The organism is Salinispora fenicalii (assembly GCF_000514815.1).
Classification (GTDB): domain Bacteria; phylum Actinomycetota; class Actinomycetes; order Mycobacteriales; family Micromonosporaceae; genus Micromonospora; species Micromonospora fenicalii.
This window is the reverse complement of the sequence record NZ_KI911471.1, coordinates 343,115-362,882: the sequence shown is the minus strand read 5'-3', so window position 1 is coordinate 362,882 and position 19,768 is coordinate 343,115. Positions and strand designations below refer to the sequence as shown.

Sequence of the window (19,768 nt, the reverse complement as noted above, 5' to 3'; positions counted from 1 at the left end):
CCAACGCTCGTGGTTCGACCTACTCATCGTCACCGTCGTGCACCTCGTTCTTGAGCCGTTGACGGCCATCATGACACCGTTCTGATGCCGGCTCGATCGCGTCCGTGTCGCTCGCGGCGATCCGGACCGGGCATCCCCGCGACCACCGGTTGACGCAATCAAGATCAACGTTCAAATTGAAGTTCGTACATGCAATACCTCCCGGCACCGATCTAAATACAGTAACGTGTTCCACCATCTGTTTCCGCTGGGCTGGGGGTCCGATGACGACCGTGGTCGAGTACGACGTAGTGGTGGTGGGAGCCGGTGCGGCCGGCATGGTGGGTGCGCTTACCGCGGCGAAACGCGGCCTGCAGACCGTGGTGGTGGAGAAAGCCGACGTCTACGGCGGTTCCACCGCCCGCTCCGGGGCCGGAATCTGGATACCCAACAACGAGGTGCTCCTCGATGCCGGAGTGCCGGACACTCCCGCCAAGGCCAGCGAATACTTGGACGCGGTCGTCGGGGACGAGGTCCCCGCGACCCGCCTGGAGGCCTACCTCTCGGCCGGGCCGGCCATGATCTCCTTCCTGTTGGAGCACACACCGCTGCGGTTCGCCTGGATGGAGGGCTACTCCGACTACTACCCCGAGTTGCCCGGCGGCCTGCCCAACGGTCGGTCGATCGAGCCGCAACCGCTCGACGCCAATGTCCTCGGCGCCGAGTACGCCGCCCTGAACCCGCCCTACATGGCCACTCCGCCGGGCACCGTGGTCATGGACGTCGACTACAAGTGGCTGGCCCTCATCGCCCGCCACCCCCGCGGGCTGGCAACGGCCACGGAGATCGTCCAGCGCTACCTGGCGGCATGGGCCAAGGGAGAGAAGCCGATAACCATGGGCCAGGCGCTCGCGGGCGGGCTGCGGGCCGGCCTGCTCGCCGCCGACGTACCGGTCTGGCTGAACACCCCCCTGACCGAACTGGTCGTCACCGAAGGGCGAGTCACCGGGGTACGGGTGATCCGGGACGGCGAAGAGTTACTCCTCACCGCCCGGCGCGGAGTCATCGTCGGGTCCGGCGGCTTCGAGCACAACGAGGCGATGCGCAAGCAGTACCAGGAAGCTCCCACCGGCACTGATTGGACGGTCGGCGCGGCATCGAACACCGGGGACGGCATCCGGGCCTGCGCCGAGGTCGGCGCCGCACTGGACCTCATGGACAGCGCCTGGTGGGGGCCGATGATCCCGTTGCCGACCGGCCCCTACTTCTGTCTCTCCGAACGGACGCTGCCGGGGAACATCTTCGTCAACCCGGCCGGGGAGCGGTTCGTCAACGAGGCCGCCCCGTACGGCGACGTGGTGCGCGCCATGTACGCGCAGGACGCCTTCCCGGCCTGGATGATCACGGATCAGCGGTACCGCAACCGTTACCTGTTCCGCGACCTCCCACCGCTGCTGCCCTACCCCCGCGAGTGGTACGACTCCGGCGCCCTGTTCTGGTCCTGGACCATCAAGGGCCTGGCCGACAAGATCGGCGTCCCCGCAACGGCCTTGAGCAACACCGTCAAACGCTTCAACACCTTCGCCGAGGCGGGTAACGACACGGACTTCCATCGGGGCGAGAGCGACTACGACCACTACTACGCCGATCCGACGAACAAACCGAACGCATGTCTGGCCGCACTGGTGCTGCCACCGTTCTACGCGATGCGGATCGTCCCCGGCGACCTCGGCACCAACGGCGGCGTCCGAACCGACGAGCGGGGCCGGGCGTTGCGGGAAGACGGCACGGTCATTCCCGGCCTCTACGCCGCGGGCAACGCGAGCGCGGCCGTCATGGGGAAGGGCTACGCCGGAGCAGGGTCGACGCTCGGCCCAGCAATGACCTTCGGGTACCTGGCCGCGTTGGACATCGCCGAGCCGTCCCACGGCTGACGGCCCACCGTCTCGGGCCCACCAACACCCCCTACGCTGGCCTTCAGCAGTCACCGCCTCGCCCGGGTAGCCCAGGCGGCCAACACCCGGGCGAGCGGGTGACCGCAGGCGGAGTAGTCGGCGTAACCGTTGGAGGTCGAGGAATCGATGCGCGCTGTCTGGATCACCAAGGCGGGTGGGCCCGAGGTCCTTGCGGTACGGGAAACTCCCGATCCGCAACCGGGACACGGTGAGGTGCGCATCGCGGTCCGCGCCTGCGGATTGAACTTTGCCGAGGTCATGGCCCGGCAAGGGCTGTACCCGGACGCTCCGAAGCCGCCGTCCGTGGTGGGCTACGAGGTAGCCGGGGTCGTGGACGCCGTCGACGCCGAGGTCACCGGCCTCGAGGTGGGGCAGCGGGTGCTGGCCCTGGTGCGCTTCGGTGGCCACGCCGACACCGTTTGCGTGCCCGCCGAGCGGGTGCTGCCGATGCCCGACGATCTCGACTTCATCGAGGGAGCCGCGATCCCGGTCAACTACCTGACCGCCTACCACATGCTCTTTCGGGTAGCGAACCTCCGCCCCGAGGCCCGCGTCCTGGTGCACATGGCCGCGGGTGGGGTCGGCACCGCGGTGCTGCAGCTGTGCCGCACCGTACCGGGAGTCGTCACCTTCGGTACCGCCTCGGCGGCCAAACACGCCGTGCTCCGCGAGGAGGGCTGCACCCATCCCATCGACTACCGCACTGAGGACTACGTCGCGCGGGTACGGGAGCTCACCGGCGGCGAAGGGCTCGACCTGGTGCTGGACTCGCTGGGCGGTCGCGACTGGAAGCGCGGGATCAGCCTGCTCCGGCCGGTTGGGCAGCTCATCGCGTACGGCTTCGCCAACCTGTCCACCGGGGAACGGCGCAGCTATCGCCGGCTCCTCGGTCAGCTAACCGGCGTACCGCTGCTGACGCCGTACGGGATGATGGACCGCAACCACACGGTCAGTGGCGTCAATCTGGGGCACCTGTGGGAACGCACCGACCTGCTGCGTGAGGAGCTGACGGCGCTGCTGGACCTGTGGCGCGAGGGTGCGATCAAACCCCGGATCGACCAGGTGTTTCCGTTCGAGGAGGCCGCCGCGGCACACCGCCGGATCGGCGAACGCCGCAACGTCGGCAAGGTGGTCCTCGTCCCCTGAGGAATCCCCATCAGGTCCAGCGACAACGCGATTGTCCACGGCCGCTGCGGCTGGAGCCGCGGCGGCCGTTTTCTGTTGCGGCACCGGTGTCGCGCCGATGCTATGCTACCAAGCAAGCGCTTGGCAGGAGGGCTTGATGGGGCGACTGGACGGCAAGGTGGCGCTCATCACCGGCGGCGCACGCGGCATGGGCAAAGCACATGCCCGGCAGTTCGTGGCCGAGGGCGCCCGGGTGGTCATCGGCGACATCCTCGACGACCGTGGCGCTGCCGTCGCCGACGGCCTCGGTCCTGATCATTGCCGCTATGTGCACCACGACGTCACCAGCGAACAGGAGTGGGCCGCCGCGGTCGCCACCGCGCTGACGGCGTTCGACCGACTCGACGTGCTGGTCAACAACGCCGGCGTCTTCCGGCACGCACCAATCGCCACGATGGATCCGGCCGAGTTCCGCCGCGTGATCAACGTCAACCTCACCGGCTGTTGGCTCGGCATCCACACCGTGGCGCCGACGATGACGAGGGCCGGCGGTGGATCGATCGTCAACGTGTCATCGATCGAGGGGTTCGTCGGCGCGGCCGGCCTCTCGGCCTACAGCGCCAGCAAGTTCGGGATCCGCGGCATCACCAAGTCCGCGGCCCAGGAGCTCGGGCCGGTCGGCATCCGGGTCAACTCAGTTCACCCCGGCGGCGTGCTGACCCGAATGGCGCTGGCCGCCGCCGAAACCATGCCCGCCGTCGACTCGGATGCGTTCCTCAAATCGCTGCCGATCGCCCGTTTCGCCGAGCCGGTGGAGATCTCCCGACTGGTGGCATTCCTCGCCTCGGACGAGTCGTCGTACACCACGGGGGCCGAGTTCGTGGCTGACGGCGGGCTCCTGTCCGGGCCAGGATATTGAGATGACCTTTCTGGCTCGAGGGGCGGCCGTGGCCGACCAGAGCAGCGGTACGGAAGGCGAGGACTCGTGAACCAACGCGCCACGGTAGCGATGCCGCCCGCGGCCATCGCAGAACACTTGGCCCGGAGCCGGAAGCTCCAGCTCGCGACCGTGAACCGGGACGGCACGCCACACCTGGTCAGCATGTTCTACGCGATGCACGACGGACGCATCGCCTTCTGGACCTATCACGCTTCGCAGAAGGCCCGGAACATGTCCCGGGACCCACGGGTGACCTGCCTGGTCGAGGAGGGCGACGGCTACTTCGAGCTGCGCGGTGTTCAGGTGACCGGTGAGGTCACCCGGATCGACGACCTGGCGGAGGTGACCGCAGTCGGCCGCCTGATCGCCGCGCGGATGCCCAGCCCCCTGGCGGCGGGCGACCTGCCCCCCGGTGAGGTGGCAGCGGCGCTCGACGGTTATGTCGCGCACACGGCGGCCAAGCGGGCGGCCTATCTGGTCGAGCCGCGGCGGGTGGTCAGCTGGGATCACCGCCGACTGGTGACCTGAGCCGTTCGGCCGCGCCGCCCGGAACGGAGCCGTAGTCCGACGGCGAGTCCGGAGCGCCGTGGCGAAGCTACCGCTGGGCCGGGAGCGAGTCCGGAGCGCCGTGGCGGAGCTACCGCTGGGCCGGGGGCGGCACCTGTGCCCGCAGATCCGCAAGATAGCCCGGCCACTCGCCACCGCCGTGCACCGCCACCGCCGCCCCGGACACATAGGAGGCCAGCGGGGAGGCCAACAGCAGACACACTCCGGCGACCTCGGCCGGCGTCGCGGGTCGCCCCAGGGGTACGGTGCGTGCCACCGCCGCCGGGTCCAGCTGGAGGCCCGCGTCACCAGTCACCGGGCCAGGGACGACACTGTTCACCCGCACCGCCGGCGCCCACTCGGCGGCCAGACTCGTCGCCAGATTGTGTAGACCGGCCTTGGCGGCACCATATGCCGCGGAGCCGGGCGACGGGCGGGTGCCGCTGACACTCCCGACCATGACGATGACCCCGCCACCGGGCTGTTGTTGCATGATCGTGTTGGCCGCCTGCGAAACATGCAACGGGGCAACGAGGTTGAGCTCAACAATCTTGGCGTGCAGCCGGGGCGAGGCGCTGGCGGCCGCCACTGGCGGCGCACCACCTGCGTTGTTCACCAGCACGTCGAGGCGGCCGAACCGGTCGACCGCCGCCGCCACCAACGCGGCGGCCTGTTCCGGATCACGGACATCAGCCGGGACGAAGTCGGGCACCACCGAGGACGGCTGGGTCCGGCCACAGACCAGCACCCGAGCGCCCGCCGCGCGGAATGCCGCGGCGATCGCGGCACCGACGCCTCGCGTCCCCCCGGTAACAACCACAGCACGACCGGCGAAATCGAGGGGCTCCATTGACCGATGCTAACCCGCGAGCAAACGCTTGGTCGACCCTGAATGCGACCCGAAAGGACCACCCCAGGCCTTCCCGCCAGAGAATAGAACACGTTACAGTTTGTAGATGAAATTCAGCCTCGGTATCGCGCTCAGCCCGCTCGACCAGCTCGTCGACCTGACGCAAACCGCTGAGGAGTGTGGGTTCTCGGCCATCGCCCTCCCCGACTCCCTCTTCTACTCCGAGGAGGTCAGCGCCCGGTATCCATACACTCCGGATGGCAGTCGATTCTGGGACGCCCAGACCCCCTGGGCTGACCCGCTGGTGACCGCCGCCGTACTCGGTGCCGCCACCAGCCGGATCCGGTTTCACACCCAGGTGCTCAAACTCGGGCCCCGTAACCCGGTGCTCTTGGCACGGCAGGTCGGCTCGGTGGCGAACCTGACCGGTAACCGGTTCGGGCTCGGCGTCGGGCTGGGCTGGTCGCCAGAGGAGTCACTCTGGTGCGACGTGCCGTTCACCGCCCGCGGCACCCGGGGCGATGAGGCGATTGAAGTGCTGCGGCTGATCCTGGGCGGTGGCATGGTGGAGCACCACGGCAAGCACTTCGACTTCGGCCGGCTACAGATGAGCCCGGCCCCGACCGAGCAGATCCCGATCTACGTGGGTGGCCACAGCAACGCGGCGTTGCGCCGTGCGGCCCGGCTGGGCGACGGCTGGTCCTCCGCCATGATGCGCTTCGACGAGCTACGCACGGCGATCGACCAACTTGCCCGGCTACGCCGCGAGTACGACCGAGCCGACCAGCCGTTCGAGATCCAGGCGGTCTGCATTGACCGATTCGGCTTGGCGGGCTTCCAGCAACAGGCCGAGGCCGGCGTGACCGACGCGATCGTGGTGCCCTGGCGCTTCTACGGCGTCGGCTTCGACGGCGAACTCGCGGCCAAGCGGGACGGCATCCGCCGCTTCGCCGACGAGGTCATCAGCAAAGTCCACTAAGCGAAGGCGGCGTCCACCGCAGCCGGGGTCAGCCCGAAATCGGCCAGGTGATAACGGTGCGCGGGACGCTCTCGTTGCTGATGCAGCGAGAGCATCGCGGCGCGCGCGACAGCGGTCAACCGGACCCCCAACCGGTCGTAGATCCCCGCCACGACCCGGATCGGGTCGGCCACGAAGTCGTCGTAGTTGACATCGATGAAGTGTGCGGGGTCGTGTCGCTCGCGGTCGGCCATGAACCGCCGCAGCCCACGCGACCAGAGCTGCACCTGCGCCCCACCGAGCACCTCCCCGCGGAACAACTCCGACCAGCCCTCGCACGCCTGCGCGTTGAGGCTGCAGACCGAGGCGACAACCTCCCGCGGCGCACGATGCGTCTGAATCACCACGGCGTCGGGGTAGACGGCGAGCAGCGCGTCCAGGGCAAACAGGTGGCTCGGGTTCTTCAGCACCCAGCGACGATCTCGGTCGTACAGACCGATGAGCTGGAGGTTGCGCCGGTGCCGCCGATAGGCAGCAGTCCAGTCCTGCGCACTCAACCACCGCGAATAGCTCGGCAGGTACGCCAGGCACTCGAAGGAGACCGACATCATGGACTGCCGCAGCAACCGCCAGCACTCCTCCACCTGGTCGGCCGCGGTGTAGTGCGCGCCCCGCAGGCTCGGGTTGGTCTCGTGGTACTGCTCATAGCCGGCCTGCAGGCTGGCGTAGCCGAGATTTGACTCCCAGGTGTGGCGCGGCGGACGGGGTTGGGGGACCTCGGTCAGCCACAGCTCGAGCCCCTGGTGCGCGGGGTCGGCGGCCAGCAGCCGATGCAGGGCGGTGGTTCCGGTACGGGGCAGGCCGGTCACGAAGACCGGCCGGGCGACCGGGACCTCGGCGTACTCCGGGAACTGCCGCCACGCGGCTTCGCTGAGGAGCCGGGACACCAATGCCGCGCGGAGAAATGCCCGGGAGACCTTGCTGCCGGTGGGCGTGAGGGCCGCTTCATCCCGGTACGCCGCGAGCAGCTCGCCCATCCCCTCGCGGTAGTCGTCGTCGCCGAAGTCGTCGAGCCCGGTGAGCCGGGTCGCCGAGGCGTGTAGGTCCTCGATTGTTCCGACGTCCGTACGGGTGCTGCGCATGCTCGCTCCCGGGGTTCAGTGATGGAACTCGCCACAGTTGACGTCGAGGCACTGGCCGGTGATGCCCCGAGCCAGGCCGGAGCCGAGGAACAGCACGGCGTCGGCGACCTCGTCCGGCACCGGCAGCCGGCGCAGGTCGGTGGTGGCCGCGACCTCGTCGTAGAGCTGTTGGGGCGGCACGCCACGCTGGCTCGCCTGGTAGTCAAACCAGAGTCGCAGGCTGTCGGCCCAGATCCAGCCGGGTGCCACCGAGTTGACCCGCACGCCCTTCGGCCCGAGCTCACTGGCGAGATTCTGCGCGGCCGCGAGGAGCGCGGCCTTGGCCAGCTTGTATGGGCCGAACCCCCGCCGGGAGTGGCGTAGCACCGCAGAGTTGACCATGATCACGGCGCCGCCGGACTCCACCAGCGCGGGCGTCAGCAGCCGCGTCAGGCGCAGCGCCGCCAGCACGTTGACCTCGAAGCTCGATCGCAGGTCGGCCAGTTCGACCTTCCCGAGACCGCGCATCGGCGGCATCTCGAAGGCGTTACTGACCAGCACGTCAACGCGGCCGAACTCGGCGAGGGCGGCCCGCACGAGCGCGGCGCTCGACTCCCCGTCGGTGAGGTCGGTGGGTACCGCCAGGGCCCGCTGACCCACCGCCCGCACCGTGCCGGCCACCTCGGTGAGGAAGGACCCGGTGCGGGCGGCGAGAACCACGTCGGCGCCGGCCTGCGCGGCCCGCACCGCGATGGCCTGACCCAGCCCGGGGCCGACCCCGGCCACCACGACGATCTTCTCCGCGAGCAGCACGGCTCAGCCCAGCATCCGGGCCGCGGTCGCGGCCTGTCGGGCGGCGATGCGTGCCTGCCACTCCGCCCGCCCGATCCGCTCGTAGTACGGCATTTGCTTGGGTAGGTCGTCCACCGCGACCACCTCCACCCGCGGCCCGTCGGCGGCGGTCAACGCGTGCGAGAGCCGCTGCCAGCGCAGCTGCACGTAGCCGCGATCGTGCCCGGTGCACTCCAGCCAGTTCGCCACCCCCGGGTCGCGCTCGCTGATCACGTACCGAATCATGCCGTCCGGATCGATCCGGGCCTGGGGCACGGTGAGGCTCGTCTGGTGGTTGCTGTAGTCCAGCGAGATGTACCACATGCTGCCCAGCTGGATGCCCTGGTAGGGCGCGTCGGAGACCGGCACGGTGAGCACCATGGCCTGGTCCTCGGCGAGCTGGTAGTGGCCCACCGACGAATACTGGGTCGCCAGCCCGCCGGGGGTGAGCCGGGGTGGGGTCAGGGTATTCACCGGCAGGTTCAGGTAGAACCGCTTGGCGAACGCGAGGAACGTGTGGATCCGACCGGTGAGGATCTTGCCGGCAACGGCGTAGCGCTTGGCCAGGGTCTCCTCGGTCAGCGGTGGCGGAGCCACGCCGATGGTGTCGGGGCGGTGGATACGCAGCATCCCAGGGCGCTCGGTCGTCCAGTCACTGAACACCTCGCGCACCACGAGCATGGCCGAGCCAGGGGCGAGCGGGAACGCGTTCGGGCCGGAGAGCCCCGGCCCGAACCGAATCTCGAAGGTGCCGTCCGCACCGATTTCGATCTCGCGGTCGTCGAAGGCGGTGAGGCTGCCCGGGACGTTGACCGGAGAGTAGGAGCCGTCGAGGATCTGGAAGCTCAGGTCGGCGGTGCTGCCCCGACGGCCGGTCACCACGTATTCCGCGTCGTCGCGCAGCCACGCGTGAAAGTAGAGGGTGTCTGGGTTGTCGAGGCCCATCTTCGTGTACGGGCCGGTGGAGCGGACGAAGTAGGGGAATTCGCGGTCGTAGGCCCAGGCCATCTGGATCGAGCTCCGCACGCCGCCAGCCAGGTAGTCGTAGCCCTCGACCAGATCCTGTTGGCCGCGGACGTGGGCCGCCTCGGCGATGACGCGCTCGGCTTCCGCAATGGCGTTGACAAACGGCTGAGTAAGCACAAAACGATAGTAGAACGCGTTCTACTTTTCCGTCAATGTAACCCCTAGAGCAGCGTCCCAAGGCGGGCCAGTCTCTCCTCCGCCTCGGCGACCAGATCCGCCAGCACGTCGGCGACGGGACGCACCTCATTGATCCGACCCACGATCTGCCCGACCGGCATCGGAACGACAGTCGGGTCATCGGAATCCATCAGCCGACTGTGCGCCGACGCCACCAGCAGGTTCTGCAGCGGCATCGGCAGCGGCCGGGGCGCCCCCTCCTCGCTCCACGCCTCGGTCCACCGGTTGCGCAGCAGCCGGGCCGGTTTGCCCGTGTAGATCCGGCTGCGGACCGTGTCCGCCGACCCGGCCCTGAGCAGCGCGGTACGCAGCGCGGAGGTGCTCTGGTATTCGGCAGTGCCGAGCCAGACCGAGCCCATCCAGACACCACCCGCGCCGAGCGCGAGCGCCGCCGCGATCTGGCGACCACTACCGATGCCCCCCGCGGCCAACACCGGTACCTGCTCGCCGACCGCGTCGACGACCTCCGGCACCAGCACCATGCTGGCGATCTCACCGGTATGGCCGCCGGCCTCGTATCCCTGGGCGACCACCAGATCGACCCCGCTCGCCACATGCCCACGGGCGTGGTCGGCCCGGCCGGCCAACGCGGCCACCAGCACGCCCTGGGCATGCCCCCGGGCGATCACATCGGGCGGCGGCGGACCGAGAGCGTTGGCGATCAGTCGGACCGGATGCCTCAACGCCACCTCGACGTGGGTACGGGCCACGGAGTGCAGCCAACCGAGCACGCCGGACTGGTGCGAGCCGCTGCCGCCGAGCGGCGGCACGCCGAGGCGCAGCAAGGTTCGCTCCACAAAGTCACGATGGCCCGGCGGAATCAGTCGGTCGAGGTCGGCCGGGGCGCCCTCGGCCGGCTCGGTGCTGGGCATCACCACGTCCACGCCGTACGGCTGCCCCCCGGTCTGCTCGTCAAGCCAGGTGAGGACCGCGTCGAGCTCGTCCGGGTCGTTGAATCGCACACAGCCCAACACGCCCAGGCCGCCAGCTCGGCTAATCGCCGCGACCACATGCTCGGAGGGGCTGAAGCCGACGATCGGATGCGCGATGCCGAGCCGATCACACAACTCAGTCCGCATGGCTGACCTCCTCCGCCGGATGTTGTTCCGCGTGCCGTTGCGCCCACCGGTAGTCGGCCTTACCGCTGATCGTGCGGGAGATCTCGTCCACCAGCCAGATCGACCGCGGCATTTTGTAGCCGGCGATCTGCTCCCGCAGGTGCGTTCGGACCGCCGCCAGGTCGAGCGTGCCGCCGGCCCGGGGCTGGATCAACGCCGCCACCCGCTGCCCGAGCCGCTCGTCGGGCACTCCGACGACCAGCGCGTCGAAGATGTCGGGGTGCGTCTTCAGCGCCCCCTCGACCTCCTCCGGGAAGACCTTCTCACCGCCGGTGTTCACACAGGTACTACCTCGACCGAGCAGCGTGATAGTGCCGTCAACCTCTACTCGGGCGAGGTCACCGGGGAGCGCGTACCGCACACCGTCCACCTCGATCAACAAGGCGGCCGTCTTGACCGGGTCCTTGTAGTAGCCCAGGGGGAGGAAGCCGGTCTTCGCCAGCCGACCTTCCCCGCCCGGCGGCACCGGTCGCCCGTCCGGGCCAAGCACCACTGTGCTCGGCCCGGGCGTGACCCGCGGGTCCTGCACCGCGCCGCCGGGCACCTCGGCGACCACACCCAGCCCGATGAAGCCGGTCTCCGACGCCCCGATCGCGTCGGTGACCAGCACGTCGGGCAACAGTTCCAGGTACTGCCGCTTGACCCCCGGGGAGAAGAGCGCACCGCTGGACGAGACCGCGGCCACCGACGAGCCGTCGAAGCCACCGGCGGCGTACGCCTCGATGATCGGACGGGCCATCGCGTCGCCGATCAGCACCATCACGTTCACCTGGCGCCGCTCGACCGTCCGCCAGACCTCCTCCGGGTCGAAGTGCGACAGCAGCACCACGGTGTCACCGGCGAAGAGCGCGGCGAGTACGGCCCACTGCGCGTTGCCATGGATCAGTGGTGCCATACACAGGCGGACCATCGGGGTGGCGCTGGCGCCCCGGGCGGACTGGGCCCACTCGTCCTCGAGCGGAATACCGGTCATGAAGTCGACGCCGCCACCGAGGGCACGCCACACGTCCTCGTGCCGCCAGAGCACACCCTTCGGGTAGCCGGTGGTGCCACCGGTGTACAGCAGGTAGATGTCGTCGGCCGAGCGCTCGCCGAAGTCCCGAGCCGGGTCGCCGGCGGCGAGCGCGTCGGCGTACGGCACGCCGCCGTACCCACCGATCTCCTCCGCCGAACCGTCGGGCAGGGCCACCACGGTGTGCGGACCGGAGTCGCTGGCGAGCACGGTAGCGACCCGGGGCGCGAAGCGACGGTCGTGGATCAGCGCCGACAACTCCGCGTCGGCGAAGAGGAAGCGTAGCTCGTTCTCGACGTACCGGTAGTTGATGTTGACGACCGCGGCACGCAGCTTGTAGACGGCGATCATGGCCACCACGGCCTCGATCGAGTTGCCAGCGTAGAGGCCGACATGGTCACCGGGGCGCACGCCGCGGTCACGGAGGAAGTGGGCCAGCCGGTTGGCGCGCTCCTCGAGCTCCGGGTAGCTGATCGCCTGCTCGCCGAGGAACACGGCGGGACGGTCACCGAAGGCGTCAACCGCATGCTCAAACAGGTCTGCGATATTTGCCACCATCACTTAAAAGTAGAACCTGTTATCGTTGCTGACAAGCCTTGGAAATCGTCGAAGGAGGCGCCCGTGGAATCGGCAGCCGACCAGCCACACGCACTCGTGGAGCAACGTGGACAAATCCTGATCGTGACGATGAACCGGCCACGGGTCCGTAACGCGCTCTCCCCCGAGATGCTCGCGATCATGCGGGACGCATGGGACCGCGCGGACAACGATCCGGAGATCCGGGCCTGCGTGCTCACCGGGGCCGGGGGCGCCTTCTGCGCCGGCGCCGACCTCCGCGCGATGACCCAGTCCCACCCCGGTGACCGGTTCAACGGCGCTGACCTCTCCCGGATCGACGCGTTACTCAAGGGACGGCGGCTGACCAAACCGCTCATCGCCGCGGTAGAGGGGCCGGCGGTGGCGGGCGGCACCGAGATCCTGCAGGCAACCGATCTCCGCGTGGCCGGGGCGAGCGCCCGCTTCGCGGTCTCCGAGGTTTGCTGGGGCCTCTTCCCGCTCGGCGGCTCCGCCGTCCGGCTGGTCCGACAGATCCCGTACGCCGTCGCGGCGGAGATGCTGCTCACCGGACGTCAGCTCGGTGCCGACGAGGCCCGGGACGTGGGCCTGATCGGTCACGTCGTGCCGGACGGGCAGGCCCTAGACAAGGCCCTCGAGCTGGCCGGGATGATCGCCGCGAACGGCCCGCTGGCGGTGCGGGCGATCCTGCGCACGATGCGGGAGACCGAGGGCCTGGCCGAGAACGAGGCGTTCGCCCTGGAGGCCCCGATCGGGACGGCGGTGTTCCGCACCACCGACGCCAAGGAGGGCCCACGCGCCTTCGTCGAGAAGCGCACCCCCCAGTTCCATGGGCGGTAGCCAGGTCAGATCGAGCGTTGCTGCGCGGCCCAGTACGGGTCGCGCAGCAGTCGCTTGTAGAGCTTTCCATTCGGGTCGCGGGGCAACTCCTCGACGTAGTCCACACTCCGGGGCAGCTTGAAACGGGCCAGCCGGCCGGTCAGGAACTCCAGCAGCTCACCGGTCAGCGCCGGGCCCGTCACCACCCCCAGCTCCGGCTGCACCACGGCCTTGATCTCCTCACCCCACTCGTCGTGCGGGATGCCGAAGACCGCGACATCCGCTACCGCCGGATGAGCAGCGAGCTCCCCCTCGATCTCGGCCGGATAGACGTTCACCCCGCCGGTAATGATCATGTCGCTCATCCGGTCACAGAGGTAGAGGTAGCCATCGTCGTCGAGGTAGCCGATATCCCCGACGGTGAACATGCGGCCGCGCCAGGACTGCCGGGTCTTCTCGGCGTCCCCGAGGTACTCGAAGGTCGTTTCGCCCATCTGCAGATACACGGTCCCGGGCTGACCTGCTGGCGCGTCGTTGCCGTCCGGGTCGAGCACCCGCACCTGCGAGCCCGGCCAAGCCTGCCCGACCGAGCCGGGCCGGGCCAGCCAGTCCTGGGCGGTGATCAGGGTGCCGCCGCCCTCACTGGCGGCGTAGTACTCCACCACCACCGGCCCCCACCAGTCGAGCATCCGACGCTTGACCTCGTGCGGACACGGCGCCGCGCCGTGGATCATCACCCGCATCGACGACAGGTCGTACGCCGTCCGAACCTTCTCCGGCAGGGCGAGCAGGCGACGGAACTGGGTCGGCACCATGTGGCTGTGGGTGACCCGGTGTCGTTCGATGAGCCGCAGCATCTCGTGCGGGTCCCACCGGTCCATCAGCACCACCGGGTGGCCGAGCTGCAGCGAGATGACCGCGAAGTTCATCACCGCGGTGTGGTAGAGCGGCGAACAGCACAGGTGCACATGGGAATCGAAGGGTTCGAGACCGAACAGCCCGAAGAACCAGAGCGACACCGGCGGAACGGTGTCCGGGTCGGCGCCGGTCAGCGGACGACGTACGCCCTTGGGCCGCCCGGACGTTCCGGAGGTGTAGACCATCAACGCACCGAGTGTGCGCGGCGCGGGGCGAGCGGAGCTGTCGGCGCCGAGGTCGGCGAGCGGACGAAACCCGGGAACCCCACCGGCGGTGGCGAAGCATCCGTCGGCCGGGATACCGGCCTCGGCAGCGGCAGCCGCGGCGACCTCGGCGAATCGACCGTGCGCGACGAACGCTCGGGCGCCGCTGTCGCGCAGAATGTAGGCGATCTCGGCCGCGGTCAGGTGCCAGTTCAGCGGCACCGAGTACAACCCCGTCTCCAGGGCCGCGAACTCGGCGGCGAGCAGGTCTGCGCTGTTGGGCAGCAGCATCGCCACGGTGTCCCCGGGTGCCAGCCCGAGCGCCTGGAAGCCGCGCCCGATTCGGTCGGCCTCGGCGGCCAGCTCACCATACGTGACGACCCGGCCATCCGGGTCAACGACGGCGATCCCATCCGGATCCTGACTCGCGATGTTCCACAGCCCGATGCCAGTCATGAACCAGACTCTATAACGTGTTCCACTTCCTGAACAGCAGCCGAGGAGCGACCTTGATTCGCCTCGCTAGAACATGTTTCACTGACTCTCGTGGATACCGCTTCGGCGCCCCCGCTCGCCGCCCCGCTGGACATCGCCTTCGACTACACCCGCTCCCTCGGCCCGGTCCTGGGGCGATTCATGACTGGCCTGCGCGACCGTCGAGTGCTCGGCGCCCGCACCGCCGACGGCCGTGTCCACGTTCCCCCGCTCGAATACGATCCGGCGACCCACGCCCCGGTGACCGAGCTCGTTCCCGTCCCGCCCACCGGCACCGTGACCAGCTGGACCTGGACCGACCAACCACTCGACGGGCAGCCCCTCGACCGACCGTTCGGCTGGGCACTGATCCGGCTCGACGGAGCCGACACGGCGCTGCTGCACGCCGTCGATGCCGGCACCCGGGAGTCGATGCGGACCGGCATGCGAGTCCGCATCCGCTGGGCCGCGGAGCGATCCGGACACATCCGCGACATCGCCTGCTTCGAGCCCGACCCGGGCCCACCCCGCGCGTCCGGAAGCGCCACCGGCGGCGATCCCGCCACTGCCAGCGACCTCGACACCAGCGGCGACCCCGACACCAGCAACGGTGCTGGCACCAGCGGCGATCTCAGCACCAGCGGTGAGCTCGTCACCGGCATAACGACGCCGATTCGGCTCTCCTACACGCACACCACCTCCGCCGAGGAGAGTCGATACCTGCACGCACTCTCCGAAGGACGGCTGCTCGGCCAGCGCTGCCCGGCCTGCCGAAAGGTCTACGTACCGCCCCGGGTCTGTCCGGCCGACGGGGTACCGACCGAGGAGGAGGTGCCGGTCCACGACCACGGCACGGTCACCACGTTCTGCGTGGTCAACGTTCCCTTCGCCGGGCAGCGACTGGACCCGCCGTACGTGGTCGCCCAGGTCCTCCTCGACGGCGCCGACATCCCGATCCCCCACCTGATCCTCGGCGCGGCCGGCGAGGTCCGGATGGGCATGCGGGTGGCCGCGGTCTGGCGGGACCCGGCGACCTGGTCCACCACCCCGGAGAACATCGCGCATTTCCGCCCCACCGGCGAACCGGATGCGCCGTACGAGTCCTACCAGGAGCACCTGTGAACCCGGCTGTCGCCATCATCGGCTTCGCCCAGGCACCCTGCCGACCGTCCGCGGGGACCACCAGTGGCGTCGAAACCCTCGTCCCGCTCTTCCATCAGGCCCTGTCGGCGGCCCGCCTCGACCGACGTGAGGTGGACTTCTGGTGCTCCGGCTCCTCGGACTACCTCGCCGGCCGGGCGTTCTCCTTCGTCAGCGCGATCGACGCGATCGGGGCGTACCCGCCGATCTGTGAGTCGCACGTGGAGATGGACGCGGCCTGGGCGTTCTACGAGGCGTACGTGAAGATTCTGGCCGGCGAGGCGGAGACCGCGCTGGTCTACGGCTTCGGCAAGTCCTCGGCCGGTCTGCTGCGCCGAGTGCTGGCGCTCCAACTCGACCCGTATGTGGCCGCGCCGCTCTGGCCCGACTCAGTGAGTGTCGCCGCGCTTCAGGCCCGGCTCGCCATCGACGCCGGGCTCGTCACCGAGGAGGCGATGGCCGAAGTGGCGGCCCGCAGCCAGGCCGACGCCAGCACCAACCCCTACGCCCAGGTGTCCGGCCAGCTCACCGTGGACGACCTGGTCGCCACGCCCTACGTCGCCGATCCGCTCCGGGCGCACGACTGCGCACCCGTCTCCGACGGCGCCGCCGCGCTGGTGCTGGCCGCCGGCGAGCGTGCCCGCCGGCACCGGGAGCAGCCGGCCTGGATCAGCGGCGTGGCACACCGGGTCGATCCGCAGGGGCTCGGCGAACGGGACCTGACCACGGTGCCGTCCGCGACCGCCGCGGCCGAGGCCGTGTCCCTGCCGGCGGACCTCGACGTGGCCGAGCTGCACGCCCCCTTCACCCACCAGGAGCTGCTGCTGCGCACGGCGCTCGGCCTCGGCGACCGGGTCCGGATCAACCCATCCGGGGGTGCGCTCTGCGGCAACCCCATGTTCTCGGCCGGGCTGGCGCGCATCGGCGCCGCCGCCGAACAGGTCATGAGCGGCCAGGCACGGCGGGCGGCCGGACACGCCACCAGCGGGCCGGCGTTGCAGCAAAACCTCATCTGTCTGCTGGAGGCGAGGTCATGAGACGAGCAGCCGTGCTGGGTACCGGGCAGACGCAGCACCAGACGCGCCGTACCGACGTGTCGATGGCCGGGCTGTGCCGGGAGGCGATCGATCGCGCGTTGGCTGACGCGGGCGTTGACTGGCCGCAGATCGACGCGGTCGTGCTGGGCAAGGCGCCGGACCTGTTCGAGGGCGTGATGATGCCGGAGCTGTTCCTCGCCGATGCGCTGGGAGCCGCCGGGCGCCCGCTGCTGCGGGTGCACACGGCGGGCTCGGTCGGCGGCGCCACCGGGGTCGTGGCGACCAGCCTGGTGCGGGCCGGTGTGCACCAACGCGTACTCGCGGTCGCGTTCGAGAAGCAGTCGGAGTCCAACGCCATGTGGGCGCTCTCCATCCAGCCGCCCTTCACCGCGCCGATCGGGGCCGGGGCCGGCGGCTACTTCGCGCCGCACGTCCGCGCCTACATTCGACGCTCGAACGCGCCCGAGCACGTCGGGGCGATGGTCGCGGTGAAGGACCGGCGCAACGGTGCGCTCAACCCCAACGCGCACCTGCGCCAGCCGGAGATCACGCTGGAGTCGGTGCAGGCCTCGCCGATGTTGTGGGACCCGATCCGGTACGACGAGACCTGCCCCTCCTCCGACGGCGCCTGCGCGATGGTGATCGGTGACCAGGCGGCAGCCGAGGCGAGCGAGCGGCCGGTGGCCTGGATCCGGGCGACGGCGATGCGCACCGAGCCGACCTACTTCGCCGGCAAGGACCACGTGAACCCAAGGGCCGGCGCCGAGGCCGCCCAGGCGCTGTGGCAGGCGGCCGGGATCACTGACCCACTCGCCGAGGTTGACGTGGCGGAGATCTACGTGCCGTTCTCCTGGTTCGAGCCGATGTGGCTGGAAAACCTGGGCTTTGCCGAAGCCGGGCACGGCTGGAAGCTCACCGAGTCGGGCGAGACCCAGATCGGCGGGCGCCTGCCCGTCAACCCGTCCGGCGGCGTGCTCTGTTCCAACCCGATCGGCGCCTCCGGCATGCTGCGCTTCGCCGAGGCGGCCAGGCAGGTGATGGGACGGGCCGGCGAGCACCAGGTAGCCGGAGCGAAGACGGCGCTGGGTCACGCGTACGGCGGCGGGTCGCAGTTCTTCTCGATGTGGGTCGTCAGCGACACCGCGGGTCGATGAAGTAGGTGCAGGTTCTCATTCCGATGGGGAGGTCCAGATGAACACCTTCAAAACCCTGTTCCTCAGTGCGGCGATCGGCGTAGCGATCGCCGCCCTCGGCCTCGCGGCCACCATGGCAGCCCTCAGCCCGACCGCCGCCGAGGTCGCGAGGGAGATGGCCAGCGAGGAAGGCTCCGACCCAGCCGCCCCACCCGCCTTCTACGGCACCCGCTGACAGCTATCTGCCACTGTCGACCGTCACCGTGGCCTACCTACGGGACGTATTCAGCGCCGTGCGAACGCCACGACCACAGGCGGCCGACGAAACCAGGGGGCCACCATGGGCTTGGCGCTGGGCCGAGAGGATCCAGCGCGCTGCGCGGCGCCTATCCTTCATACCCGTAAGCATGGTCTATCCGGCACTTCGGCTACTCGTGAGGTGAATACGGCGTGGCATCGATAGCGCCAGACAGGCAGGTTCGGGATGAAGCGGGCCTGATCAAGATCATGTTTCGGTTCCGTCCACGCGAGGGCTGGCTACCCTATGACATCGAGGGCTTGTGGGCGCGGCCGGAAACCGGGGACACTGCGCGGATTCAGAGCGCGCCGTTTCTGCAGGACGGCATCGCGGAGGGAGACGTCGTCCGCTTCACGACCGACGACAGCGGTGTGCGCTGGGCAGCCGAGCGTGTCCAGGCGTCAGGCAACTGCACGATCCGGGTCCTGCCCTTGCCGAATGGCCCGCTCGGACGGAACGCAGGTGCGGTGCACGAGCAGTTCGTGGGCTTCGGCCTTGGCGGTGAGTCCTTCAATGAAGAGTTCCCGTTCGTGGCCCTAACCGTGCCCGCCGATGCCGACCTGGCCGCTATCAAGGCGCTACTGCAGTCGGGGCAGAACCTTGGCTGGTGGGCGTTCGAGGTCGGGTGCACTACCGACGCCTGGCGTGACGCACGTCCGACCGAAGATCGGTAGCGGCGAAGGACGAGACGCAGCGTGACCAACCCCGACGACCTCGACCACGCGAAGCACGTCATCCGGCAACGCGTCTGAGATCTCCTCGAACACGGCAACGCCGCCCCGTCCGGCGTGCATGGTCACATCCCCGACTTTGCCGGGAAGGAACACGCCGCAGCTCGCCTGGCCGAGCACGACCAATGGAGGGACGCCCGCGTCATCAAGTGCAACCCCGACCGCGCCCAGTTGCCCGTTCGGGTGCAAGCGCTCCATGCAGGCAAACTGCTCTACATGGCGGTACCAAAACTCGCCACGACCAAACCGTTCTACCTGCTTGATCCCGCAGCCCTCACCGTGCCCTTCGAGATCGCCGCCACCAGCACCGGTGCTGCCGACGTCGCTCCCCTGGTCGGACCGCGGGAGATGCGCCCGGTGGACCTCGTTGTCTGCGGAAGCGTCGCTATCGGCCGACCCGACGGCGTGAGAATCGGCAAAGGCGCCGGCTACTCGGACCTCGGACTGGCCCTCCTCACCGATGCCGGTCTCATCACCGAACGCACCACCATCGCAACCACCGTGCACGAACTACAGGTCATTGACGATGTCCTGCCCCACGGCAAGCACGACTTCAGCATCGACCTCGGGATCACCCCTACCAGGATCTTGTCCTTCACTCCCGACCAGCCCCGGCCTGCCGGCATCATGGTCAGCAAACTCCGACCCGAGCAACTGGAGGCCATCCCCGCGCTCGCTGAGGTGATCCGGCGCCAAGACCCTGACCGGCAAAGCTCCTGAGCACATCCCGCGCAGCGGGCCTCCAGGGAAGAAGGAGTGGGAAGGTCCGGCGTGACCCGCATGATTCCGGACCGCGCCCGC

At 69.4% G+C, this 19,768-nt stretch carries 18 protein-coding genes and 1 pseudogene; 12 read left to right on the top strand and 7 right to left on the bottom strand.

From position 1 onward, the window contains the following. Positions 1-263 precede the first annotated feature (263 nt). The 4 genes from kstD (at position 264) to B116_RS0119570 (ending at position 4,527) form a co-directional block, all read left to right on the top strand. Positions 264-1,913, top strand: a complete 1,650-nt coding sequence (gene kstD, locus B116_RS0119585) for a 3-oxosteroid 1-dehydrogenase (protein ID WP_027661054.1) — start codon at positions 264-266, stop codon at positions 1,911-1,913. A 147-nt stretch (positions 1,914-2,060) separates the two neighbouring features. After that, positions 2,061-3,080, top strand: coding sequence for a synaptic vesicle VAT-1 family membrane protein (locus B116_RS0119580; protein WP_018720020.1), 1,020 nt, complete (start codon positions 2,061-2,063; stop codon positions 3,078-3,080). A 136-nt stretch (positions 3,081-3,216) separates the two neighbouring features. Further along, positions 3,217-3,978 carry a glucose 1-dehydrogenase gene (locus B116_RS0119575; RefSeq protein WP_018720019.1) on the top strand — a complete coding sequence of 254 codons (762 nt, stop codon included), beginning with the start codon at positions 3,217-3,219 and terminating at the stop codon, positions 3,976-3,978. A 66-nt stretch (positions 3,979-4,044) separates the two neighbouring features. Beyond that, positions 4,045-4,527 (top strand): pyridoxamine 5'-phosphate oxidase family protein, encoded by a 483-nt coding sequence (locus tag B116_RS0119570; RefSeq protein ID WP_026321321.1) that lies wholly within the window; start codon positions 4,045-4,047, stop codon positions 4,525-4,527. 109 nt (positions 4,528-4,636) lie between these two features. Here the strand turns inward: B116_RS0119570 and B116_RS0119565 are convergent, their stop codons facing one another. Beyond that, the gene (locus B116_RS0119565) at positions 4,637-5,395 is read right to left on the bottom strand and encodes an SDR family oxidoreductase (protein ID WP_018720017.1); all 759 of its coding nucleotides are present in this window, start codon (positions 5,393-5,395) and stop codon (positions 4,637-4,639) included. Positions 5,396-5,501: 106 nt separating this feature from the next. Here B116_RS0119565 and B116_RS0119560 point away from each other — a divergent pair, with 106 nt between their 5' ends. Then, complete coding sequence (locus B116_RS0119560; RefSeq protein ID WP_018720016.1) at positions 5,502-6,374, top strand: TIGR03619 family F420-dependent LLM class oxidoreductase; 873 nt, start codon at positions 5,502-5,504, stop codon at positions 6,372-6,374. Here B116_RS0119560 and B116_RS0119555 read toward each other — a convergent pair. The 5 genes from B116_RS0119555 to B116_RS0119535 are packed head-to-tail and all read right to left on the bottom strand — an operon-like array spanning position 6,371 to position 12,196. Next, on the bottom strand, positions 6,371-7,495 hold the full coding sequence (locus B116_RS0119555) for a sulfotransferase family protein (RefSeq protein ID WP_027661053.1): 1,125 nt from the start codon (positions 7,493-7,495) through the stop codon (positions 6,371-6,373). The two genes, B116_RS0119560 and B116_RS0119555, sit on opposite strands and share 4 nt — an antisense overlap. A gap of 15 nt (positions 7,496-7,510) precedes the next feature. Then, on the bottom strand, positions 7,511-8,287 hold the full coding sequence (locus tag B116_RS0119550; protein ID WP_027661052.1) for an SDR family oxidoreductase: 777 nt from the start codon (positions 8,285-8,287) through the stop codon (positions 7,511-7,513). Between the two features lie 3 nt (positions 8,288-8,290). Continuing rightward, positions 8,291-9,448: a hypothetical protein gene (locus B116_RS0119545; protein WP_027661051.1), complete on the bottom strand. Its 1,158-nt coding sequence runs from the start codon at positions 9,446-9,448 to the stop codon at positions 8,291-8,293. Between the two features lie 44 nt (positions 9,449-9,492). Continuing rightward, positions 9,493-10,587, bottom strand: a complete 1,095-nt coding sequence (locus B116_RS0119540; RefSeq protein WP_027661050.1) for an NAD(P)H-dependent flavin oxidoreductase — start codon at positions 10,585-10,587, stop codon at positions 9,493-9,495. Beyond that, positions 10,577-12,196, bottom strand: coding sequence for an acyl-CoA synthetase (locus tag B116_RS0119535; protein ID WP_027661049.1), 1,620 nt, complete (start codon positions 12,194-12,196; stop codon positions 10,577-10,579). Before B116_RS0119535 ends, B116_RS0119540 begins: the two co-directional genes overlap by 11 nt. A 63-nt stretch (positions 12,197-12,259) precedes the next feature. On the opposite strand from B116_RS0119535, the gene B116_RS0119530 reads away from it, so the two are divergent. Then, positions 12,260-13,054, top strand: a complete 795-nt coding sequence (locus B116_RS0119530; protein WP_018720010.1) for a crotonase/enoyl-CoA hydratase family protein — start codon at positions 12,260-12,262, stop codon at positions 13,052-13,054. Positions 13,055-13,059: 5 nt separating this feature from the next. On the opposite strand, the gene B116_RS0119525 is transcribed toward B116_RS0119530, so the two are convergent. Beyond that, a complete protein-coding gene (locus B116_RS0119525) occupies positions 13,060-14,610 on the bottom strand; it encodes an acyl-CoA synthetase (RefSeq protein WP_027661048.1) in 1,551 nt (516 codons plus the stop codon). A 90-nt stretch (positions 14,611-14,700) separates the two neighbouring features. Between B116_RS0119525 and B116_RS0119520 the strand changes: the two genes are divergently transcribed. The 6 genes and pseudogenes from B116_RS0119520 (at position 14,701) to B116_RS25510 (ending at position 19,687) form a co-directional block, all read left to right on the top strand. Further along, positions 14,701-15,750: a Zn-ribbon domain-containing OB-fold protein gene (locus B116_RS0119520; protein WP_027661047.1), complete on the top strand. Its 1,050-nt coding sequence runs from the start codon at positions 14,701-14,703 to the stop codon at positions 15,748-15,750. After that, complete coding sequence (locus tag B116_RS0119515; protein WP_027661046.1) at positions 15,747-16,805, top strand: thiolase domain-containing protein; 1,059 nt, start codon at positions 15,747-15,749, stop codon at positions 16,803-16,805. Before B116_RS0119520 ends, B116_RS0119515 begins: the two co-directional genes overlap by 4 nt. Continuing rightward, on the top strand, positions 16,802-17,959 hold the full coding sequence (locus B116_RS0119510) for a thiolase domain-containing protein (RefSeq protein WP_027661045.1): 1,158 nt from the start codon (positions 16,802-16,804) through the stop codon (positions 17,957-17,959). The genes B116_RS0119515 and B116_RS0119510 overlap by 4 nt, the downstream gene beginning before the upstream one ends. Before the next feature lie 37 nt (positions 17,960-17,996). Next, positions 17,997-18,173 (top strand): hypothetical protein, encoded by a 177-nt coding sequence (locus B116_RS27920; RefSeq protein ID WP_018720005.1) that lies wholly within the window; start codon positions 17,997-17,999, stop codon positions 18,171-18,173. Positions 18,174-18,388: 215 nt separating this feature from the next. Then, on the top strand, positions 18,389-18,910 hold the full coding sequence (locus B116_RS0119500; protein WP_027661044.1) for a DUF4265 domain-containing protein: 522 nt from the start codon (positions 18,389-18,391) through the stop codon (positions 18,908-18,910). Between the two features lie 21 nt (positions 18,911-18,931). Continuing rightward, a pseudogene (locus B116_RS25510) lies at positions 18,932-19,687 on the top strand (5-formyltetrahydrofolate cyclo-ligase). Positions 19,688-19,768: the final 81 nt, after the last annotated feature.

Coding starts and splice junctions, on each gene's coding strand:
- kstD (WP_027661054.1), top strand. CDS start 264: ATGACGACCGTGGTCGAGTACGACGTAGTGGTGGTGGGAGCCGGTGCG.
- B116_RS0119580 (WP_018720020.1), top strand. CDS start 2,061: ATGCGCGCTGTCTGGATCACCAAGGCGGGTGGGCCCGAGGTCCTTGCG.
- B116_RS0119575 (WP_018720019.1), top strand. CDS start 3,217: ATGGGGCGACTGGACGGCAAGGTGGCGCTCATCACCGGCGGCGCACGC.
- B116_RS0119565 (WP_018720017.1), bottom strand. CDS start 5,395: ATGGAGCCCCTCGATTTCGCCGGTCGTGCTGTGGTTGTTACCGGGGGG.
- B116_RS0119560 (WP_018720016.1), top strand. CDS start 5,502: ATGAAATTCAGCCTCGGTATCGCGCTCAGCCCGCTCGACCAGCTCGTC.
- B116_RS0119555 (WP_027661053.1), bottom strand. CDS start 7,495: ATGCGCAGCACCCGTACGGACGTCGGAACAATCGAGGACCTACACGCC.
- B116_RS0119540 (WP_027661050.1), bottom strand. CDS start 10,587: ATGCGGACTGAGTTGTGTGATCGGCTCGGCATCGCGCATCCGATCGTC.
- B116_RS0119535 (WP_027661049.1), bottom strand. CDS start 12,196: ATGGTGGCAAATATCGCAGACCTGTTTGAGCATGCGGTTGACGCCTTC.
- B116_RS0119525 (WP_027661048.1), bottom strand. CDS start 14,610: ATGACTGGCATCGGGCTGTGGAACATCGCGAGTCAGGATCCGGATGGG.
- B116_RS0119510 (WP_027661045.1), top strand. CDS start 16,802: ATGAGACGAGCAGCCGTGCTGGGTACCGGGCAGACGCAGCACCAGACG.
- B116_RS27920 (WP_018720005.1), top strand. CDS start 17,997: ATGAACACCTTCAAAACCCTGTTCCTCAGTGCGGCGATCGGCGTAGCG.